This is a genomic window from Micromonospora inyonensis, from assembly GCF_900091415.1.
Lineage (GTDB): Bacteria > Actinomycetota > Actinomycetes > Mycobacteriales > Micromonosporaceae > Micromonospora > Micromonospora inyonensis.
This window is the reverse complement of record NZ_FMHU01000001.1, coordinates 1,676,271-1,695,604: the sequence shown is the minus strand read 5'-3', so window position 1 is coordinate 1,695,604 and position 19,334 is coordinate 1,676,271. Positions and strand designations below refer to the sequence as shown.

General features: G+C 72.0%; 17 protein-coding genes and 2 pseudogenes. 6 read left to right on the top strand and 13 right to left on the bottom strand.

What is annotated here, in order from left to right:
• Positions 1–19: 19 nt before the first annotated feature.
• The gene (locus GA0074694_RS07740) at positions 20–799 is read right to left on the bottom strand and encodes a class I SAM-dependent methyltransferase (protein ID WP_091454636.1); all 780 of its coding nucleotides are present in this window, start codon (positions 797–799) and stop codon (positions 20–22) included.
• A gap of 54 nt (positions 800–853) precedes the next feature.
• Between GA0074694_RS07740 and GA0074694_RS07735 the strand changes: the two genes are divergently transcribed.
• A complete protein-coding gene (locus GA0074694_RS07735; RefSeq protein ID WP_091454632.1) occupies positions 854–1,231 on the top strand; it encodes a PPOX class F420-dependent oxidoreductase in 378 nt (125 codons plus the stop codon).
• Between the two features lie 130 nt (positions 1,232–1,361).
• On the opposite strand, the gene GA0074694_RS07730 is transcribed toward GA0074694_RS07735, so the two are convergent.
• Both GA0074694_RS07730 and GA0074694_RS07725 read right to left on the bottom strand, forming a co-directional pair.
• Complete coding sequence (locus tag GA0074694_RS07730; RefSeq protein WP_007073996.1) at positions 1,362–1,571, bottom strand: BldC family transcriptional regulator; 210 nt, start codon at positions 1,569–1,571, stop codon at positions 1,362–1,364.
• A gap of 251 nt (positions 1,572–1,822) precedes the next feature.
• Positions 1,823–2,662, bottom strand: coding sequence for a DUF8083 family protein (locus GA0074694_RS07725; RefSeq protein WP_091454628.1), 840 nt, complete (start codon positions 2,660–2,662; stop codon positions 1,823–1,825).
• Between the two features lie 175 nt (positions 2,663–2,837).
• Here GA0074694_RS07725 and GA0074694_RS07720 point away from each other — a divergent pair, with 175 nt between their 5' ends.
• Both GA0074694_RS07720 and GA0074694_RS07715 read left to right on the top strand, forming a co-directional pair.
• Positions 2,838–3,917: a Glu/Leu/Phe/Val family dehydrogenase gene (locus GA0074694_RS07720; protein ID WP_091454626.1), complete on the top strand. Its 1,080-nt coding sequence runs from the start codon at positions 2,838–2,840 to the stop codon at positions 3,915–3,917.
• Positions 3,918–4,272: 355 nt separating this feature from the next.
• Complete coding sequence (locus tag GA0074694_RS07715) at positions 4,273–4,488, top strand: DUF3073 domain-containing protein (protein WP_091454623.1); 216 nt, start codon at positions 4,273–4,275, stop codon at positions 4,486–4,488.
• 144 nt (positions 4,489–4,632) lie between these two features.
• Here the strand turns inward: GA0074694_RS07715 and amcA are convergent, their stop codons facing one another.
• The 5 genes from amcA to GA0074694_RS07690 all read right to left on the bottom strand — a co-directional run bounded on the left by amcA (position 4,633) and on the right by GA0074694_RS07690 (position 9,401).
• Positions 4,633–4,869 carry a multiple cyclophane-containing RiPP AmcA gene (gene amcA, locus GA0074694_RS07710; protein WP_176737815.1) on the bottom strand — a complete coding sequence of 79 codons (237 nt, stop codon included), beginning with the start codon at positions 4,867–4,869 and terminating at the stop codon, positions 4,633–4,635.
• Complete coding sequence (amcB, locus tag GA0074694_RS07705) at positions 4,838–5,941, bottom strand: cyclophane-forming radical SAM peptide maturase AmcB (RefSeq protein ID WP_342670927.1); 1,104 nt, start codon at positions 5,939–5,941, stop codon at positions 4,838–4,840. Before amcB ends, amcA begins: the two co-directional genes overlap by 32 nt.
• A 133-nt stretch (positions 5,942–6,074) precedes the next feature.
• Positions 6,075–7,232 carry a phosphoribosylformylglycinamidine cyclo-ligase gene (gene purM / locus GA0074694_RS07700; protein ID WP_091454616.1) on the bottom strand — a complete coding sequence of 386 codons (1,158 nt, stop codon included), beginning with the start codon at positions 7,230–7,232 and terminating at the stop codon, positions 6,075–6,077.
• A 92-nt stretch (positions 7,233–7,324) separates the two neighbouring features.
• Positions 7,325–8,890, bottom strand: a complete 1,566-nt coding sequence (gene purF, locus GA0074694_RS07695; protein WP_091454614.1) for an amidophosphoribosyltransferase — start codon at positions 8,888–8,890, stop codon at positions 7,325–7,327.
• 148 nt (positions 8,891–9,038) lie between these two features.
• Positions 9,039–9,401, bottom strand: a complete 363-nt coding sequence (locus tag GA0074694_RS07690) for a sterol carrier family protein (RefSeq protein ID WP_091454611.1) — start codon at positions 9,399–9,401, stop codon at positions 9,039–9,041.
• Positions 9,402–9,504: 103 nt separating this feature from the next.
• Between GA0074694_RS07690 and GA0074694_RS07685 the strand changes: the two are divergent.
• Positions 9,505–11,482, top strand: a pseudogene (locus GA0074694_RS07685) (carboxypeptidase regulatory-like domain-containing protein).
• A 270-nt stretch (positions 11,483–11,752) separates the two neighbouring features.
• On the opposite strand, the gene GA0074694_RS07680 reads toward GA0074694_RS07685, so the two are convergent.
• The 4 genes from GA0074694_RS07680 to purS form a co-directional block, all read right to left on the bottom strand.
• Positions 11,753–12,508 (bottom strand): 2-phosphosulfolactate phosphatase, encoded by a 756-nt coding sequence (locus tag GA0074694_RS07680; protein ID WP_091454610.1) that lies wholly within the window; start codon positions 12,506–12,508, stop codon positions 11,753–11,755.
• A gap of 4 nt (positions 12,509–12,512) precedes the next feature.
• On the bottom strand, positions 12,513–15,125 hold the full coding sequence (gene purL, locus GA0074694_RS07675) for a phosphoribosylformylglycinamidine synthase subunit PurL (RefSeq protein ID WP_091454608.1): 2,613 nt from the start codon (positions 15,123–15,125) through the stop codon (positions 12,513–12,515).
• A gap of 73 nt (positions 15,126–15,198) precedes the next feature.
• The gene (purQ, locus tag GA0074694_RS07670; protein ID WP_091454606.1) at positions 15,199–15,882 is read right to left on the bottom strand and encodes a phosphoribosylformylglycinamidine synthase subunit PurQ; all 684 of its coding nucleotides are present in this window, start codon (positions 15,880–15,882) and stop codon (positions 15,199–15,201) included.
• Entirely contained in the window at positions 15,879–16,142 is a 264-nt protein-coding gene (gene purS, locus GA0074694_RS07665; RefSeq protein ID WP_088981227.1) for a phosphoribosylformylglycinamidine synthase subunit PurS, read from the bottom strand. The genes purQ and purS overlap by 4 nt, the downstream gene beginning before the upstream one ends.
• Positions 16,143–16,519: 377 nt before the next feature.
• Between purS and GA0074694_RS07660 the strand changes: the two genes are divergently transcribed.
• Together GA0074694_RS07660 and GA0074694_RS07655 are read left to right on the top strand one after the other, a co-directional pair.
• Entirely contained in the window at positions 16,520–17,206 is a 687-nt protein-coding gene (locus GA0074694_RS07660; protein ID WP_091454603.1) for a S1 family peptidase, read from the top strand.
• Between the two features lie 149 nt (positions 17,207–17,355).
• The gene (locus GA0074694_RS07655) at positions 17,356–17,817 is read left to right on the top strand and encodes a YbjQ family protein (RefSeq protein WP_176737814.1); all 462 of its coding nucleotides are present in this window, start codon (positions 17,356–17,358) and stop codon (positions 17,815–17,817) included.
• A gap of 56 nt (positions 17,818–17,873) precedes the next feature.
• Here GA0074694_RS07655 and GA0074694_RS07650 read toward each other — a convergent pair.
• Positions 17,874–19,108: pseudogene (locus tag GA0074694_RS07650) on the bottom strand (IS110 family RNA-guided transposase).
• Positions 19,109–19,334: the final 226 nt, after the last annotated feature.

Here is a 19,334-nt window from a genome sequence, read left to right as displayed (position 1 = left end):
GGGGACCCCTGCAACCACCTCAGCCGGCGAGCCGGAGGAAGGCCAGGTAGTACGGGGCGTCACGGTCGTCGACGTCGACCAGCCGCCAGGACGTGCCCTCGACCAGGGTGGCCAGTTCCTCGGCGGAGCAGACCAGGTAGTCGAACCAGTCGGTGCCGAGTTCCCGGTACCGCAGCCGCAGCCGTAGCTGGCCGCCGAGCCGACCCTGCCGCCGGTTCCGCTCGTGGTAGCCGGTGTGCACCGGATCCCGGGTGCCGTACGGATCGGTGCCCTGGGCGATCACCTGGGCGCCCGGACGGGCCATCGCGGCCAGCGCGGCCAGGAAGGCGGGTGCCCGCTCCGCCCCCTCGATCAGCCCCAGGTTGTTGCCGAGCAGGAGGAACGTGTCGTACCGCCGCCCGTCGGCGACGTGGGCGTCGACCGTGGCGTGGACCAGGTCCCGCACGCCGCGCCGGCGGCAGACCGCCAGGGCCCCGGCCGAGGTGTCCAGGCCGGTGACCGGGGTCCCCCGCTCCTGGAGGAACAGCGCGATCCGGCCCGCGCCGACCCCGACGTCCAGCGTCGCGCCCCGGACCCGGGCCACCGCCCGGTGGTCGTACGGCTCCCAGTCCTCGGGGCCGGCGAAGTAGTGCGCGGACGGCGCGCCGTTGATCAGCCCGTCGTCCCGCTCGATGATCTCGGTGACCGGGCGCGGTAACCGCCCACCGGCCAACGGTCGGGTCCCGATGCCCGTCTGAACCGCGTACGCGTCCCTGATCATCGAGCCGAAGACGTCGCCGAGCCGTGGTTCGCCACCCATACGCTGCACGCTATCCGGCGTACCGGGCGGGCCGACCGGCCGTATCGTGACGGCGTGACTGATCTCGACGACCTGGCGGCGGAGAAGTACGTCCTGCTCACCACGTACCGGCGGGACGGTCGTGCGGTGCCCACCCCGGTCTGGGCGGTACGCGACGGGGATGCCCTGGCCGTCTGGACGGTCGCCGGTTCCGGCAAGGTCATGCGGATCCGACGGAACCCGACGGTGACGGTCGCGCCGTGCGACGTCCGGGGACGTCCGCACGGTCCGGCGGTCAAGGGGCAGGCGGCCCTCTGCGGCCCGACCGAGACCCGGCGGATCCGGAGCCTGCTCAAGCAGAAGTACCGGCTGTTGGGCCGGCTGACCCTGCTCGGCAGCCGGTTGCGCCGGGGCGATCAGGGCACGGTGGGCGTGCGGGTGACCCTGGGCTGAGCAGGGCGTCGGGGGCGCACGGCTGTCGGTCGGCCGGACGCCGCTCCGGCCCACCCGGGCCCGGACATGACGAGGGGCGGCGGACCCTCGTCCGCCGCCCCTCGTCCGGAACGTCGCTGCGCCGCCCCGGTCAGTCCCCCTGGCGTTGCTGGGGAATCTGCCCCTGGAGCAGGGCGCGCACCTCTGACTCGCGGTAACGACGGTGCCCGCCCAAGGTGCGGATCGCACTGAGCTTGCCCGCCTTCGCCCACCGGGTCACGGTCTTCGGGTCGACACGGAACATCGACGCCACCTCGGCCGGTGTGAGCAGCGGCTCTGGTTCGTGCGTTCGCGATGCCATCGGTCACTCCTCCACGTGTATAGACATCGGCCGGGGTCCCGCCGGCCGACGCGTCTCCCATGGTCCGGCTAGTCCCCGATGTCCGACATGGGCCGAACGGCCGAAGGTCCCTAGACGGACGGATGAACCATGACCGATTTATACGTCTTTTGCGGGTCAGAATCTACCTTATTCGGACTGATGATCACGGTTCGTGATGCGCCAACTACGAAGCAGGCTCCCATTACTGGCATCTCTTGCGGTGTTTGGCGCTAATTGCACCTTTCCTGGAGCTGAACCGCCCGCCACCGGGCTACGAGCTTGTCGTACGCCGCCGAAGCCTCCTCGGCCTCGCCCCGGGCCAGCCCGGCGAGGCCGGTCGCGACCAGGGCCGGCGAGTCGTCCGCCCGGAGCGTGTCCTCCGGAAGCAGATCCACCAGACCGCCGTAGTCCAGTTCCACCACCGACCGGGGGTGGAACTCCTCCAACCAGCGGGCGGCCTCCTCGACGGCCTGGGTGATCGGGACCTCCCCCACCGACTTGCGCAGCACCGACAGGGCCCGTGAGGACCGTCGGCGGGCCTTGGACATCTCCGTCCGGTAGCGCAGCACCCGGCGCCCCGGCGCCACGTCCAGCTCCCGCTCCTCCGGATCGACGAGGACGAACCAGCGCAGCGGCACGCCCCAGGTGGAGATCTGCTCGTGCAGCCGGGGCACCCCGTGCTCCAGCACCCGGGCGCCGCTGCGCCAGTCCTCTACCACGGCCTTCGCCTGACCGGCCAGCACCGCCGGGACGAACGCGTCGGCGAGCACCGCCGGCACGCCCTCGCGCGCGCTCAGCGCCGCCTCGGCCACCCGGATCCGCAGGTTCCACGGGCAGACCAGCATCGTCTCACCGGTCTCCAGCACGTACGCCTCGTCGGGCAGGTCGGGCAGGCGGGTCCAGCCCGCGCCGAGCGCCTCGATCACGGCCGTCCGCTGCCGGGCCGGTCCCTCCTGCGGGGCCACCGCCCGACCCTGGTGCACGTAGCGGCGCCAGTACGCCTGGCGGTCCCGGTCGAACGCGGTCAGCGGCTCGTACACACGCAGATATGAAGCGAAGAGCGACGGCACGGCGCGATCCTCCCACGAAAGCCCGGCCGAACCCGCGCTGACGTCCCTGATCCGTGGCGTGCGCGGGAGGCGCTCCAGAGACGATCGAGTACTAGGCTCGGCAAGGTCGGCACCATCCCGCCGGCCACCGTCAGGTTCCGTGTCCCACAAGGACACACCGACACCAGGAGCAGTCATGGGCGTATTCGCGAACGACGACCCGGGGTCCTCCGGCCACGAACAGGTCGTCTTCTGCCAGGACAAGCAGACCGGACTCAGGGCGATCATCGCGATCTACTCCACGGCGCTGGGCCCCGCACTCGGCGGGACGCGCTTCTACCCGTACGCCGGTGAGGCCGAGGCCCTCGCCGACGTGCTCGACCTCTCGCGCGGCATGGCCTACAAGAACGCGCTGGCCGGGCTCGACCTGGGCGGAGGCAAGGCGGTCATCTGGGGCGATCCGGACAGGCTCAAGAGCGAGGCGCTGCTGCGCGCCTACGGCCGTTTCGTCGAGTCGCTGCGCGGCCGCTACTACACGGCCTGTGACGTGGGCACCTACGTGGCGGACATGGACGTGATCGCGCGGGAGACCCGCTTCGTCACCGGCCGCAGCGTCGAGCACGGCGGGGCCGGCGACTCGTCCGTCCTCACCGCCTGGGGTGTGTTCCAGGGGATGCGGGCCGCCGCCGAGCACGTCTGGGGCAGCCCGACGCTCGCCGGGCGCACCGTCGGCGTGGCCGGGCTGGGCAAGGTCGGCCGCCACCTCACCGGGCACCTGGTCGACGACGGCGCGCGGGTGGTGGCCACCGACGTCAACCCCCGGGCCTGCGAATGGGCCCGGCAGACCTACCCGCAGGTCGAGCTGGTCCCGGACGCCTCCGCGCTGGTCGCGGCCGACATCGACGTGTACGCCCCGTGCGCCCTGGGTGGCGCGTTGAACGACGACACGGTGCCGGCGCTGCGCGCGAAGGTCGTCGCCGGAGCGGCCAACAACCAGCTCGCCCACCCGGGCATCGAGAAGCTTCTCGCCGAGCGGGGCATCCTCTACGCGCCGGACTACGTGGTCAACGCCGGCGGGGTGATCCAGGTCGCCGACGAGATCGACGGCTTCAACTTCGAGCGGGCCAAGCTGCGGGCCACCCGGATCTACGACACCACCCGGGAGATCCTCCAGCTCGCCGACGCGGAGGGGGTGCCGCCGGCCGTGGCCGCGGACCGGCTGGCCGAGCGACGGATGGCCGACGTCGGCCGACTCCGGACTATCCTGCTGCCCTGATCCGTCCGGGTTCCCGGGGGCGGGCGGTACGACCGAACCGTCCCCGGGTGCCCGTTCGGCCTGTTTGCGAGCTTCCGACGATCCCGCCCCGGCAGGACGCGGCGAACCCGGCTCCGGTGCCGCCTCCGGGGGCGACGCGGACCACGTCGGCGAGCGTCACGCCCTCGTCCGAGGGCACTCCTTACCGGGTACACTTCGTAACGGCTGGTTGACGCGCGACGCGCAGGGCCGGTCGACGGTAACCCGAGGTGCCGAACGTGGGCATCCCCATGTACCGTAAGAGCCACGAGAGATGCCTGACGTCATCGGGGCCCGCCTTCGGGCTGCCCCGAATTCTGTGCGAGGGGGTCGAGCCATGGGGCGCGGCCGTGCTAAGGCCAAGCAGACAAAGGTGGCCCGGGAGTTGAAGTACCACTCCCCGAACACCGACCTCGCCGCCTTGCAGCGAGAACTCGGCGGCAGCCGTAAGTCGGACCACGACTTCGACGACGACTACAAAGAGTACGTCGACGACGATGACGAGGACCATCCGGAGGACGACCCGGATCCCTGGGTTCGTCCTACCCGCTGACCCGCGGTCGCATCTGAGTACGCGGTAAGGCCCGCGTGCTCACGCATGTGCCCTTCGGGCCCGGCGTACCAACTGACGATCGAGGACCTGCCGTGCCGGCTGCCCGGGATGCCCCGGCAGGTCCTTGATCTCCCTTCCGTGCCCTCACCGAGGCCGGTTGTTCCAGTTGTAGAACGTCGGGATGTTCTCGAAGTGGTTCCATGCGCAGACCGCGCTGGCCCCGTCGCTGCCCGAGACCTCCGCCCGGAGCCGGCGCGCCGCCTCGGCTTCGTGGAGCAACGCGGTAAGGCCCGCCTCGGCTTCGCGTACCCGCTCCACGATCAGGTCGGCGGGCTTCCCTCCCACCGGCTCACTCGACCGGTGACTGGTGATCTCGGGCATGTTCCAACACTCCCTCCAGTAGGCGGATCTTGCTGTTGCGGCAGTGCTCGGTCTCCGTACCGTCGAAGCGCCCCTGCTCGAAGTAACGGTTGGCGGCGTGGCCGCCGCCGCAGAAGCCGAAATACGGGCACGAGGCGCGACACGCCTCGACACCGCTGAGGAACTCGCCCACCCAGGACGTCCGCTCCGCGTCGGCCAGGATCTCGGCCAGCGGGGTGTCCAGCACGTTCCCGCTGCTGAAGTTGCCGTAGCGGGGGTCGGAGAAGCCGGCCAGCTCCGGGGAGAGCAATGTCACCGAGCCGTCGTGGGCGACGGTCGGAATCGGGTCCAGCCGCCGGGGCAGCACGTCGTCGGCCGTCCCGTCCAGGATCGCCGAGGCGTACCGCAGGGACCATTCCACCTCGCGCAGGTGGATCCGGGGATCGCGTCGCCAGGCGGCGACCAGCTCGGCCCAGAAGGTGGTCACCGTCGCGGGGTCGTGCGCGTTGCCCCGGGTGTTCACCCCCTCGGTCTCCTCGATGTTCACCCCGAGGACGTCACACCCCAGGTCGAGGAAGTAGTCGTACAGCTCGGCGGCGAGCCCGGGCTCGGGGCGGCTCACGACGGCGAGCGCGGAGAACGGCAGCCCGTGCCGGCGCAGCGCGGCGACCCCGCGAACGATCCGGTCGTACGCCGGCCGACCGCCCCGGGTGACCCGCTCGGCGTTGCGGTCCCGCCCGCCGTCGACGCTGACGCTCACCCGCACCCGGTGCTCGGCGAAGAACGCGCACCAGTCGTCGTCTATCAGGGTGGCGTTGGTCTGCACGTGATGCTCGACGGCCGGATTGAAGGGTGCGATCAGCGCGGCCAGGTGCTCAGGCCCGGCCGCCAGGGGCTCCCCGCCGTGCCAGACCACGGAGAACCGGCCCCGCTCGGCCCAGGGGTCGACCGCCTCGGCGACCGCCTCGGCGACCGCGACCGGCATCCGTCGGTCCATCGCACGCAGGGGGAGGTAACAGTAGTGGCAGTCCAGGTTGCAGAGCGTGGTCGGCTGCATCACGACGTACGTCGGGACGGCGGCGACACCGCGCATCCCGCTGAACGTCCGCTGCCGGACAGCCATCGCCCTCCTTCGCCGATCGCCTGAGGAACCTTCAGGCTAGGCGGCGATGACCGTCCGGGTGAACCCCTCATCGGGTGTACGACTGATCATCACGTGGTGACCGTCATCCCCGGGTGTGCTGGCCCACCATCCGCACGTTGCCGGTGCCCTCGATGATCTCGCCGGCCTGCCAGGCGTCGATCCCCCGGCCGGCCAGGGTGGCCAACGCCCGGTCGGCGTCCTCGGAGGAGACGATGGCGAACATGCCGACGCCCATGTTGAAGGTGGACTCCATCTCCGCGTCCTCGATCCGGCCCTTGGCCTGGATCAGGTCGAAGATCGGCTGCGGCTTCCAGGTGGCCCGGTCGACCACCGCGTCGACGGTCTCCGGCAGGATCCGCACCAGGTTCCCGGGGATGCCGCCGCCGGTGACGTGGGCGATGGCCCGCACCTCGGCCTCGGCGATCAGCTTCAGGCAGTCCTGCGCGTAGATCTTGGTGGGGGTGAGGAGTTCCTCGCCGAGCGTGCGCTGCCGGCCGAAGTCCTCGATCACCACGTCCAGTCGCATCCGGCCCGCGCCGAGCAGCACGTGCCGGACCAGGGAGTACCCGTTGGAGTGCAGACCGGACGAACGCATCGCGATCACCACGTCGCCGATCTCGACCCGCTCCGGGCTGAGGATCTCGCTCTCCTCGACCACGCCGACACCGGTGGCCGACACGTCGTACTCGTCGGGGCGGAGCACCCCCGGGTGCTCGGCGGTCTCCCCGCCGAGCAGCGCGCAGCCGGCGTACCGGCAGCCGTCCGCGATGCCGGCGCCGATCTCGGCGACCCGGTCCGGCACGACCTCGCCGCAGGCGATGTAGTCGAGCAGGAACAACGGCTCCGCCCCGCACGCCACCAGGTCGTCGACGACCATCGCGACCAGGTCGATGCCGATGGTGTCGTGGATGCCGAGCTGCTGGGCGATGACCAGCTTGGTGCCCACCCCGTCGGTCGACGAGGCCAGGATCGGGTTCGTGTACTTCTTCGTGTCGAGCCGGAACAGGCCGGCGAACCCTCCCAGGTCGCCCAGCACCTCGGGCCGCCGGGTCTGCCGCACCTTGGACTTGAGCAGCTCGACCGCGCGGTCACCCGCCTCGATCGACACCCCGGCGTCCGCGTACGACGTCGACCGCTTACGGGCCGGACGACCGGTTCCGGCCGGCCAGGGCTGGCGCTCGCCGCCGGTGCCGGACGGGCTGCTGCTTGCTGCGCCGCTGCGCTCGGACACGTGCGTCACGGTTCTCCCCTTTGTGGTCCTCGCGGTGCCGACACCGCGCCATGTTCCTCGACCCGTCGATGGCTGCCGCCGGCGACCTGCGCCGGGTGATGCTATGGGCGGTGTACGGTCGCGCCGCCCGGACTGGCGACGAGTGGTGGAGTGCCCCCGTGTTCCGCACCCCGGGGCGCGGAACGGGCGGCCTCCGGCGCGGCGCCGGTGACCCGGCGGCCCACACCCTCGAGCACGTGCTTGCCGATCAGGTTGCCGGCCGGGAGCTCGATCGGGTACTCCCCATCGAAGCACGCCCGGCAGAGTCGGGTCTTCGGCTGCTCGGTCGCGGCGATCAGCCCGGGCAGCGAAACGTACCCGAGGGTGTCTGCGCCGATCGAGCGGCGGATGCCCTCGTTGTCCAGCCCGTTGGCCAGCAGTTCGGCCCGGGTGGCGAAGTCGATGCCGTAGAAGCAGGGCCAGCTCACCGGCGGCGAGGAGATCCGGACGTGCACCTCCAGGGCACCCGCCTCACGCAGCATCCGGACGATCGCCCGCTGGGTGTTGCCCCGCACGATCGAGTCGTCCACCACGACGAGCCGCTTGCCCCGCACGTTCTCCCGGAGCGGGTTCAGCTTGAGTCGGATGCCGAGCTGGCGCAGCGTCTGGGAGGGCTGGATGAAGGTACGCCCGACGTAGGGGTTCTTCATCAGTCCCGCGCCGTACGTGATGCCGGACGCCTCGGCGTACCCGATGGCGGCCGGGATGCCGGACTCCGGGACCCCGATGACGAGGTCCGCCTCGACCGGGTGCTCCTTGGCCAGCTGCCGGCCGATCTGCACCCGGGTGGCGTGCACGTTCCGCCCGGCGAGGGTGGCGTCGGGGCGGGCGATGTAGACGTACTCGAAGAGGCAGCCCTTGGGCTCGGGGGCGGCGAACCGGGTGGAGCGGAGCCCCTCGGCGTCGATGGCGATCAGCTCACCCGGTTCGATCTCGCGCACCACGCTCGCGCCGACGATGTCCAGGGCGGCGGTCTCGCTGGCCACCACCCAGCCCCGCTCCAGCCGGCCGAGCACCAGGGGACGCACGCCGTGCGGGTCGCGGGCGGCGTAGAGGGTGGACTCGTCCATGAAGACGAAGCTGAACGCGCCGCGCAGCCGGGGAAGCACCTTCAGCGCCGCCGCCTCGACCGACAGGTCGGGGTAGCTGGCCAGCAGCATCGTCACCAGGGAGGTGTCGTTGGTCGAGCCGTCCGATCCGAGGCCCTGCTCGGCGACGTCGCGCTGGAGGTCGGCGGTGTTCACCAGGTTGCCGTTGTGGGCCAGCGCCACCGTCGTGCCGGCGGTGGTGGACCGGATGGTCGGCTGGGCGTTCTCCCAGGTCGAGCCACCGGTGGTCGAGTAGCGGGTGTGCCCGATCGCCAGGTGGCCGCGCAGGCTCGCCAGGGTCGGCTCGTCGAAGACCTGGGCGACCAGGCCGAGGTCCTTGTAGACCACGACGCTCGACCCGTCGCTCACCGCGATGCCGGCCGCCTCCTGGCCACGGTGCTGCAACGCGTACAACCCGAAGTAGGTGAGATTGGCAACCTCTTCGCCCGGTGCCCAGACCCCGAAGACGCCGCAGGCGTCCTGGGGGCCGGGCCGTTGGGGGTCCAGGTCGTGGCTCAGCCGGCCGTCGCCTCGGGGCACCTGCCGCTCCCTCGTTGCTGTCTGACTGCTGGGGTGGGTGTCGCGCGGGTCCGCGCGGCATGCCGGGACGTCGACTCACAGTGTACGCGGTACCATAGTGATACCGACAGTCACGAACCAGCTCCTATCGGTCATCGACGGATGGTGATCATCCCAGCTCCAGCGGGAGATGGACCGAGAGATCCGCCCGGACCCCACTCACCCGGACGCGACCCTCCGTGACCGCCTCACCCCACTCCAGCCGCCCCGAGGCGAGGGCGAGCCACACCTCGGGTGACATCTCCACCACGTTCGGTGGCGTACCGCGGGTGTGTCGCGGACCGGGAACGCACTGGACCGCGCCGTAGGGTGGAACCCGCACCTCCACCGATCGGCCGGGGGCGCGCTCCGCGAGGACGGCCAGCAGCGTCCGGACCGCTTCCCGGAGGACCGACCGTTCGGGCGTACGCCCCTCGTCGAGCGCCGTCAGCGCCGCCGCGACCGCGGCGGACTTTATGTGCGGAGAGGACACGACGGGACGATACGGCTAGCCAGTAGGGTTACCGACGCTGGCCCTGGGTCGCGCTCATCCGGCCCGACAAGGCATAGTTGCCGACGGCGTTATTCAAACCGTGATGATCCCCGGGACCCGGCCCCCACCGGGCGGGGAAGTCAGACCGGAAGGCGGTGGACGTGTCAACACACCGACGTGCCTGGAAGCAACGGGCCGGTGTGGTCGTAGCGCTGGTTGCCGGCGCTCTGCTCGCCATCCCCGCCACACCCGCCCTGGCCGCCCCGGACGTCAACAACGTTTCGGCATCGCCGAGTTCGGTCGAGGCGGGCAAGACCACCACGGTCAGGTTCTCGCTCGACTTCGACGCCGACGCTGGCCCGGCGAACATCCAGGTTTCCTCGAACAACGGCAAGTTGGCCTGCGTCAACGGCTGTTCCTCCATCCCGGTCACCGAGGGTGGCCGCATGGAGGCCACGTTCCGGTTGGCCGACGACGCGAGCAACGGCTCCGCGGTCATCACCGTCAAGGCGACCGACGCCACCGGGCAGGGCGAGAGCAAGGAGGCCAGTACCACCGTCACGCTGGTCGGCCGGGCCGCGCCCACCACGCCGTCCCAGGCGCAGACCGTCCGGCGGATCTCCGGCAAGGTGACGAACGCCACGAACGGCGAGCCGGTCCCCAACGCCACCGTGGCGCTGATGGATCCCCAGCGCCACCAGTACACGACGACCACCGACGAGGACGGCGACTGGCGGTTCGACGGATCGACCCAGAAACCGATCACCCCCGGCCAGATCGTCCTCGGCGCGAGCTTCAACGACGTCCGTAAGACCGTCACGATCAACGCCGGCGCCGGGCAGAGCGTGACCGGGCAACGGATCTCGCTCGCCCTGCAGGTCGAGGCGACCGCCTCCCCCACGCCGGGCACCACCGAGGACTCGGTACCGACCGAGGACCCCACCGAGGAGACCACCGAGGAGGCCGGCGCCACCCCCGGAGCGGCGAACAACGCCGCCGAGGAGGAGTCCGGCGGGTTCGGCTCCTGGCTGCTGATCATCCTCGGTGGCCTCTTCGTGGCCATCGGCGTCGGCACCATCGTGCTGCTCTGGATGCGGCGCCGGGAGAACCCCGACGACGAGGACGGCGAGGCCGCCACCGGCGAGGCGGCCGGTACGACCCCGGCCGCGCATGGGGCGTACCGGGGCGGCGCGGACGACGCGACCCGTGTGGTGAACCGGGTCGGCCCCGACGCGACGATGGTCGGCGGCGCGTCCCTCGCGGACGCACCCACGATGATGCACAACCGACCGCTCGTCGACGACGTCCCGCCGGACCCGTACGGCGCACCGCCGCCCCAACCCGGGCAGGGCTACGGCGCGGCCGGCCAGGGCGGCTGGGCCGGCGGCGGATACGGCGACTCGGCCCCGACCCAGGCCGCCGGTGGCTACGGCACGGGCGGCTACGGCAACGCGCCCTCCTCCGGCAGCCCCTACGGGAACGCGCCGTCCTCCGGTGGCGGGTACGGCGGCCAGCCGGACTACGGCAGCCCGGGCGGCGGCTACACCGCGCCGGGCCAGGGCGGTGGCTACGGCGACGGGTACGACGAGCCGACCGGCCGCTACACCGAGGGCACCCAGTCGTACACCCCGCCTGCGGACCCGTACCCCACCTCGACCTACCAGCCGACCGACGGAGGCTACGGTCAGGATCCGGGCGCGGGCTACGGCCGGGGCCAGGAGCCGACCGGCGGCTACGGCGGCTACGGCGGGCAGAAGAGCGGATACGGGCAGGAAGCCACCCCGGGCGGCTACGGCCAGGACCCGCAGCAGGGCGGCTACGGTTACGGCCAGCAGGGCAGCGGCGGATACGGCTCCGGTGGCGGCTACGACCAGCAGGGCGGATACGACGGCCAGCAGGGCGGGCACAGCGGCGGCCAGCAGGGCGGCTACGGCCAGGACCCGCAGCAGGGCGGCTACGGTTACGGCCAGCAGGGCAGCGGCTACGGCGACTACGACCAGCAGCAGGGTGGTCGGGGCCGGGACGGTCAGCCCCCGCAGCAGGACCGCGGCAACCGCCGCCTGGACTGGCTGGACGACTGACCGAACCAACACCACGAGCGGCCGTTCCCACCCGGGGGCGGCCGCTCGTGGTTTCCCCACCCGCGGTTCCGGTTCCGGATCCGGTTCCGACTCGACGGTTTCTTCCACCCGCTGCGGTGGTAGCAGGGGTCCCCTGTCACCGCTTTTTGATGAGGAAGGGGCCCCTGCAACCACCCAGGCGAAAGCCGGTGGGCGGTACAGGAGGGGTGCGGACGGCGCAGGGGTGGGGGCGGTGCGGGAGGAGCGGGCGGCGCAGCGGTACGGACGGGGTCAGGCGACGGAGAAGACGCCCTGGCGCAGGACCGGCACCACCCGGGAGACCCCCGCCTCCACCGCGATGTCGACGTCCCCGGCGAAGCCCTGCTCGACGAGTTCCCGCCCGGAGACGCAGCCCCGCACGGCGGCCGGAACGTCGGGGGTGCTCGCCAACGCGGCGAGCGCCATCGCCGCCTCCACCGAGAGCCCGCCCGGGACCCCGGAGAGCGCGTCGAGGACGCACGCCGCGCCCAGCTGGTCCTCCACGCAGGGGCGCAGCGAGCCGTCCGGCCAGCGCTCACCCGAGGCGACCACCCCGATCGGCGCGTCGACGGTGCCGTACTCCCGGTCACGCAGCCAGCGCCCGACGGCGTCGGCGTTGCGGAGGCAGGCCGCCACCACCGGCAGGCCGGTCGCGCTGGCCGCCGCACAGATCGCGGAGCCGTTCGGCGACGGCAGCACCAGGTCGGGTACGACCGGGGTGGCCCGCAGCGCCGCCGGTGAGAGCGACCACGGGTGGTCTCGGGTCACCTGTCGCCGCCCCACCGCAGCCACCGCACCCACCCGGAGGGCGTAGTCGGCGGCCTGCTCGCCCCAGGGGAACGGGTGGACGCGGATCCCACGGGCGACCGCGACCTCCACCGAGGTGGTGAAGGAGAGCACGTCCACCACCACCAGGACGGCGCAGACGCGGCCGAGTTCCGCCGCACCGGCGAGCCCCCAGTCGAACCGGGCACCCGTACCGGGCTGGGTGAAGACCGGCGCCGGCACCGCCTCAGCGCCGGTCGGTGGCGGTGTTCTCCCCGGCTCCGTCGGCCTCGACCGGCGGCGTGCCACCGACCTCGGCCACCTGGGTGCCGTCGGCCTCGACCACCGGTTCGTCGTCGGGTTCGGCGACGACGTCGCCGATCGGTGCCACCCCGGCCACGGGCACTGCCTCGACCGCGCCGGCGACCCCGGTGGCCGGAGCCGGCACGTCGACCACCTCGGCGGGACCGAAGAGCCGGGGCAGGGTCGCGGTGTAGGCGTCCCGCAGCTCGTCCAGGCCGATCTGGAACTGCCCGCGCACCTCCAGCACGCCGCCCGTCGGGTCGGTGACCCCGATCGCCTCCGCCGGCACGCCGCGCTCGGTGCACAGGGCGGTGAACGCCTTCGCGTGCCCCCGCGGCACCGAGACCACGGCCCGCGTGGCGGACTCGCTGAAGAGGTAGACGAACGGCAGCGAACCGGTGGCGAACCGGTCCGGCAGGGCGATCCGTGCGCCGACGCCCCGCCGTAGGCAGGACTCGACCAGGCTCTGCGCGAGACCGCCGTCGGAGAGGTCGTGCGCCGAGCTGAGGTGCCCGAGCCGGGCGGCCTCGGCCAGCAGTTCCGCCAGCGCCTGCTCGCGGGCCAGGTCGACCCGGGGCGGTACGCCGCCGAGGTGGCCGTGGGTCACCCAGGCCCACTCCGAGCCGGACAGCTCGTTGCGGGTCTCGCCGAGCAGGAAGATCAGGTCGTGCTCACCGGCCGGCCGGGACGCGAAGCCCATCGGCACCCGCGCGGCGACGTCGTCCAGCACTCCGAGCACGCCGACCACCGGGGTCGGGTGGATGGCCGCCGCTCCGGTCTGGTTGTAGAAGCTGACGTTGCCGCCGGTGACCGGGATGCCCAGTTCCTGGCAGCCGTCCGCGAGACCGCGCACCGCCTCGGCGAACTGCCACATCACGCCCGGGTCCTCCGGCGAACCGAAGTTCAGGCAGTTGGTGACGGCGATCGGCTGGGCCCCGGTGACCGCCACGTTGCGGTACGCCTCGGCCAGCGCGAGCTTCGTGCCCTGGTAGGGGTCGAGGCGGGCGTACCGGCCGTTGCCGTCGACCGAGAGGGCGACGCCCAGGCCGGTGCGCTCGTCGATCCGGATCACGCCGGAGTCCTCCGGCTGGGCCAGCACGGTGTTGCCCAGCACGTACCGGTCGTACTGCTCGGTGACCCAGGTGCGGTCGCAGAGGTTCGGCGACGCGATCATCCGGAGCAGGGTCTCCCGCAGCGCGTCCGGCGTGGCCGGGCGGGGCAGGGTCTCGGCCCGGTCGGCCTGGAGCAGGATCAGGTCGGCCGGCTCCCGCATCGGACGGGCGTAGACGGGGCCGTCGTCGACCAGTGAGCCGGGCGGCACGTCCACCACGAGCTGGTCGCGCCAGGTGACGTAGAGCCGGCCGGGCTGCCCGTCCACCGTGGGCGCGGTGACCTCGCCGATGGCGGTGGCGAGCACGCCCCACTTCTCGCAGGTCTTGAGCACCGCCTCCAGCTTCCCCGGCTCGACCACCAGGAGCATCCGCTCCTGGGACTCGCTGGCGAGGATCTCGTGCGGCTCCATGGAGGGCTCGCGCAGCGGCACCCGCTCCAGCCAGACCCGCATGCCGGTGCCGGCCGCCGCGGCGGTCTCGGTGAGCGCGCAGGTGAGCCCGGCGCCACCGAGGTCCTGGATGCCGACGACCAGTTCGGCGTCGTACAGCTCCAGGCAGGCCTCGATGAGCAGCTTCTCGATGAACGGGTCACCGACCTGCACCGACGGGCGGCGCTTCTCGCTGCCCTCGTCGAAGGTGGCACTGGCCAGCACCGACACGCCACCGATGCCGTCCCGGCCGGTCTTGGCACCCATCAGCACCACGACGTTGCCGGGGCCGGCGGCCTCCTTCTTCTGGAGCCGGTCGACCGGCAGCACGCCGAGGCAGAGCGCGTTGACCAGGGGGTTGCCCTGGTAGCAGGGGTCGAAGACCACCTCGCCGCCGATGTTGGGCAGGCCGAGGCAGTTGCCGTAGCCGCCGACGCCGGCCACCACACCGGGCAGCACCCGGGCGGTGTCGGGGTGGTCGGCCGCGCCGAAGCGCAGCGGGTCCATCACCGCGACCGGACGCGCGCCCATGGCGAGGATGTCCCGGACGATGCCGCCGACGCCGGTCGCCGCGCCCTGGTACGGCTCGACGAAGCTCGGGTGGTTGTGCGACTCGACCTTGAAGGTCACCGCCAGCCGGTCGGAGACCTGGACCACGCCCGCGTTCTCGCCGATGCCGGCGAGCAGCCGGTCGCTCGGCGGGGCCTTCTCGCCGAACTGGCGCAGGTGCACCTTGCTCGACTTGTAGGAGCAGTGCTCGCTCCACATGATCGAGTACATCGCCAGTTCGGACTGGGTGGGACGCCGGCCGAGGATCTGCCGGATCCGGTCGTACTCGTCGTCCCGGAGCCCCAGCTCGGGGTAGGGCTGCAACTCGCCCGGGGTGCCCGCGGCACGGGGCACGGTGTCGAGGCGGTCGAACGGGACGGCGGGGCTGGCCGGGGCGTCGGCCACCGGACGCGGCGCGGCCGGGGCGCCCGTGGTGGGGTGCGCCGCCGGGTCCGGGTGGGTGGTCATGACCTCTCCTCGTTGCGCTCGTGGCCACCGTGTCGCGGGTGGCTGAGCCGACCGGTGATCCCGTGGGGCTGGCTCACGCCGGTGCTCCCACCAGGTGCTTGAGGACCGAGGTGAAGAAGCCGAGGCCGTCCAGGGACGGGCCGGTGAGTGCCTCCACCGCGTGCTCCGGGTGCGGCATGATGCCGACCACGTTGCCGGCGGAGTTGGTGATCGCGGCGATGTCCCGCTGCGAGCCGTTCGGGTTGCCGCCGACGTACCGGGCGACGACCCGGCCCTCGCCCTCGAGCCGGTCCAGGGTCGCGGCGTCGGCGACGTAGCAGCCCTCGCCGTTCTTGACCGGGATCAGGATCTCCTGGCCGGCCTGGTACGTGTTCGTCCAGGCGGTGCCGGTCGCCTCGATCCGCAGGATCTGGTCCCGGTTGCGGAAGTGCAGGTGCTGGTTGCGGGTGAGCGCGCCCGGAAGCAGGTGCGCCTCGCAGAGGATCTGGAAACCGTTGCAGATGCCGAGGACGGGCAGCCCGCCCCGGGCGGCGTCGACGATCGTCTCCATCACCGGGGCGAACCGGGCGATCGCCCCACAGCGCAGGTAGTCGCCGTAGGAGAAGCCGCCGGGCAGCACCACCGCGTCGACGCGGTGCAGGTCGGCGTCGCCGTGCCAGAGCCGGACCGGCTCACCCCCGGCGATCCGGACGGCCCGGGCGGCGTCCCCGTCGTCGAGCGAACCGGGAAAGGTCACCACGCCGATCCGGGCGGTCACGGTCGCGCTTCCACAGCGTCGTCGGCCTCGACCAGGCGGACGGTGAAGTCCTCGATGACCGGGTTGGCGAGCAGCTTGTCGGCGATCTCCCGGGCCCGGTCCAGGTCCGGTTCACCGGTGAACTCGATCTCGACACGCCGACCGATCCGGACGGAGGCGACGTCACTGACGCCGAGCCGCGGCAGCGCGTTTGCGACGGCCTGGCCCTGCGGATCGAGAATCTCGGGCTTGAGCATGACGTCGACGACGACGCGAGGCACTGGGCACTCCTGACTGTGTACGCAGTTGGGTGCCGACCCACAACGGGCGAGCGCAGCCAGCCTACCTGGCAGATAGCGGTCCGGACGCACCGGCCGGCGACCGCCCGCGCAGTGATCCGCATTACCGGGCGCAACGGGTGTGGGCCAGTACCCCACCGGTCGTGTCGGCGCCACCGCCGAGGGCGGAAGGCGAACACCCGACCCCGTTGATATGTAGCGATCAGTATCGATAGGAACCTTGTCCGCGCCCGCCCTCAGCCCCTACTGTTCGTCGACAGGTATCGATGGCAAGCCGGCCTGCCGACGGGCCCACCGGCCCCGTCGACGGCTCTCCCGACCCGGTGTCCCCCTGCAACCCCCGTGAAGGAGTCCCCGCCATGCGAATCCGCTCCCTCGTCGCGGCGCTCAGCGCCGCCTTCGTCGGCATGATCGGCCTCGGCTCGCCCGCCGCGGCAGCCGAGCCGGCCCCGGTCACCCCGTACATCATCGGTGGCAGCTACGTCTCCTCCGCCCCGTGGGCCGCCGCCGTGTTCAGCAACGGCTCGTTCACCTGCTCCGGCAGCGTCATCTCCGCCGACTGGGTGCTCACCGCCCGGCACTGCATCAGCGGCTCGATGTCGGTCCGCATCGGCAGCGTCTACTACGCCTCGGGCGGCACCACCCGCACCGTCAGCGCCACCTACACCCGCTACGACCTCGCGCTGATGCGCCTGTCCAGCCCGGTGAGCACCTCGTACGTCTCGCTGGCCACCAGCAACCCGCCGACCGGCTCCACCAACACCATCTACGGCTGGGGCATGACCTGCTACAGCGGCTGCTCGGCCTCCAGCCAGCTGAAGACCGCCACCGTCCAGGTGACCGGCCTCACCACCGACGCGTACGGGGGCCAGGCGATCCGGAGCAGCCGGATCAACGGCAACGCGTGGCGGGGCGACTCGGGCGGCCCGCAGTTCTACAACGGCCGCCAGGTGGGTGTCGCCTCCACCGCCGACGGCCGCACCATCCAGAACTACGGCAGCGTCGCGTACAACCGGGCCTGGATCACCTCGGTGACCGGCATCTGACCCCGATGACCGCCTTCTGACCCGACGCACCGACTCGGCGCGGACGGCCCGGCTCGTGCCGGCCGTCCGCGCCGCGCCGTTTCGCAGCATCCGGCGAGGTGAACATGGCTCGCGAACCGCCCGCCCGGGCAGGTGCCAGCATCAGTGACGTGCTGGTCGTGACAACGGATAGCCTGCCCGGCTACGAGATCCGCCAGGTCCTCGGCGAGGTGGTGTCATCGATGGCCAGGACGCGGAACCCGTACCGCGAGGGCGTGAAGAACCTGCGTGGCGGCGCGTACGACCCGATGGCGCCGGACAACCTCACCCGCTGGCGTACGGACTCGGTGACCCGACTCGGCGAGGAGGCCCGCCGCCTCGGCGCGAACGCCGTGGTGGGGATGCGGTTCGACAGCCGCGACTGCGGCGAGATGTGGATGGAGGTCTGCGCCTACGGGACGGCGGTCGTCGTGGTGGCCCGCGCGCCCGAGACCATGCCCTCCGACCAGCCGGTCGTCGCGGCGGACACCGCCCACCAACCCGGCATCGCCGAGGCCCCGGGGGGCGTCGCCGAACCCGCCAGCGCCCCCGACCTCTCCACCGCCGCAGAGACGCCCACCCCCCGCCCCTGACCGGGTGGCCGGGGCGGGGCGGGGGAGGCGGGTCAGACAGCCCAAGGGCTTTTGTGTCAAGCAGTGACGAGACCGACCTGTCCGGCGCGTTGCGGCCAGGCGTGTGTTTCGTCGTATCGGGTGCCGGTCTTGAGGCAGCCGTGCAGGATGCCGACGAGGCGGTTGCTGAGCTGGCGTAGAGCGGAGTTGTGGCTGGCTCCGCGGGTTCGCTGCTTGTCGTAGTAGGCGCGGGCGCCTGCTGACCCCGTCAGTGCCGAGAGCGCCTGCGAGTGCAGGGCGTCGGCGAGCCGGTCGTTGCGCACGTAGCGGGCCAGTACGATCCGGCTGCGGCCGGATGCGCGGGTGATGGGGCTGGACCCGGCGTAGTTCTTGCGGGCCTTGGCGCTGGCGTAGCGGTCGGGGTCGTCGCCGAACTCGGCGAGGATGCGGGGGCCGTTGACGTCGCCGATTCCGGGCTGGGACAGGTAGATGTCCGCGTCGGGGTGCTGGCGGAAGTGCGTGTCCACCTGGGCCTCCAGCCGGGCGATCTGCTCGTTCAGGGTGATCAGCACGGTGGCGATCGCCTGCACCGTAGCCGCGTACGCGGCGCTCAGCACCTCGGGCTGGGCCAGGTGCGAGGTCCGCAGCGCGGTCTTGACCTGCTCGGCCTTGGCCGCGACGTCGCGGCGGCGCGCGTGCTTGAGCGCTGCCGTGATCTGCCCGCCCGTCAGCCGGGCCGCGCGTACCGGGTCCGGTGCCTTGGCCAGCAGTTGCAGGGTGTCAGCGCCGGTGAGCCCAGGGGCGTGTAGGCGTCCAGGGCGGCCGGGAAGAACTCCCGCAACGCCACGCGCAGGCGCAGCAGATGCCGGGTCCGTTCCCAGATCAGTGTCTGATGCGCCCGGGCGATCACCTTGATCGCCTCGGCCTGTGCGCTGTCACCGGCCATGGCACGCAGCTGATGCCGCTCGGTACGCACCATGTCGGCGAGAGCGTGCGCGTCGGCGGCGTCGCTCTTGGCCCCCGAGGTGACGTAGCGTTCCTTGAACCGGGCCACCTGCTTGGGATTGAGCCCGTACACCTGATAGCCGGCCGCCAGCAGCGCCTGCACCCACAGGCCCCGGTCGGTCTCGATCCCGACCACGACCTGCCCGGGGTCATCGGACTCGCCCAGGTGCTCACCGATCAGCTCGTGCAGTCGGCCGATCCCGTTCGCTCCCTCCGGCAGGCGCCGCACGGCGAGCCTGCGTCCACTCTCGTCCTGGATCTCCACGTCGTGGTGATCCTCGGCCCAGTCGTTCCCCACGAACAGCAATTCCTCGCCCCCAGCTCTGCCCGGCATGATCAGCAGCCTGCGGGAGAAACGCTCGCGCTCTAATGGATCAGTGCTCACGCCCACCGGGCGGGCACGACAGCCCAACAGCAGTCTCGTCTCCCGACCACCGGCGGGGGCACGGTCTGACCCTAGGACTCACCTGCTCCTGAGGCTTGCAGTGCTCACCCGCCAGCGGCTACCGGAACCGAGTCTGCGCCCGAACAGG

Excerpts from the sequence above, each read along its gene's own strand:
- amcA (WP_176737815.1), bottom strand. The coding sequence starts at position 4,869 with ATGCCCGAGATCACCAGTCACCGGTCGAGTGAGCCGGTGGGAGGGAAG.
- purL (WP_091454608.1), bottom strand. The coding sequence starts at position 15,125 with ATGACCACCCACCCGGACCCGGCGGCGCACCCCACCACGGGCGCCCCG.
- amcB (WP_342670927.1), bottom strand. The coding sequence starts at position 5,941 with ATGCGCGGTGTCGCCGCCGTCCCGACGTACGTCGTGATGCAGCCGACC.
- GA0074694_RS07730 (WP_007073996.1), bottom strand. The coding sequence starts at position 1,571 with ATGGCATCGCGAACGCACGAACCAGAGCCGCTGCTCACACCGGCCGAG.
- GA0074694_RS07720 (WP_091454626.1), top strand. The coding sequence starts at position 2,838 with ATGGGCGTATTCGCGAACGACGACCCGGGGTCCTCCGGCCACGAACAG.
- GA0074694_RS07740 (WP_091454636.1), bottom strand. The coding sequence starts at position 799 with ATGGGTGGCGAACCACGGCTCGGCGACGTCTTCGGCTCGATGATCAGG.
- GA0074694_RS07660 (WP_091454603.1), top strand. The coding sequence starts at position 16,520 with ATGCGAATCCGCTCCCTCGTCGCGGCGCTCAGCGCCGCCTTCGTCGGC.
- GA0074694_RS07715 (WP_091454623.1), top strand. The coding sequence starts at position 4,273 with ATGGGGCGCGGCCGTGCTAAGGCCAAGCAGACAAAGGTGGCCCGGGAG.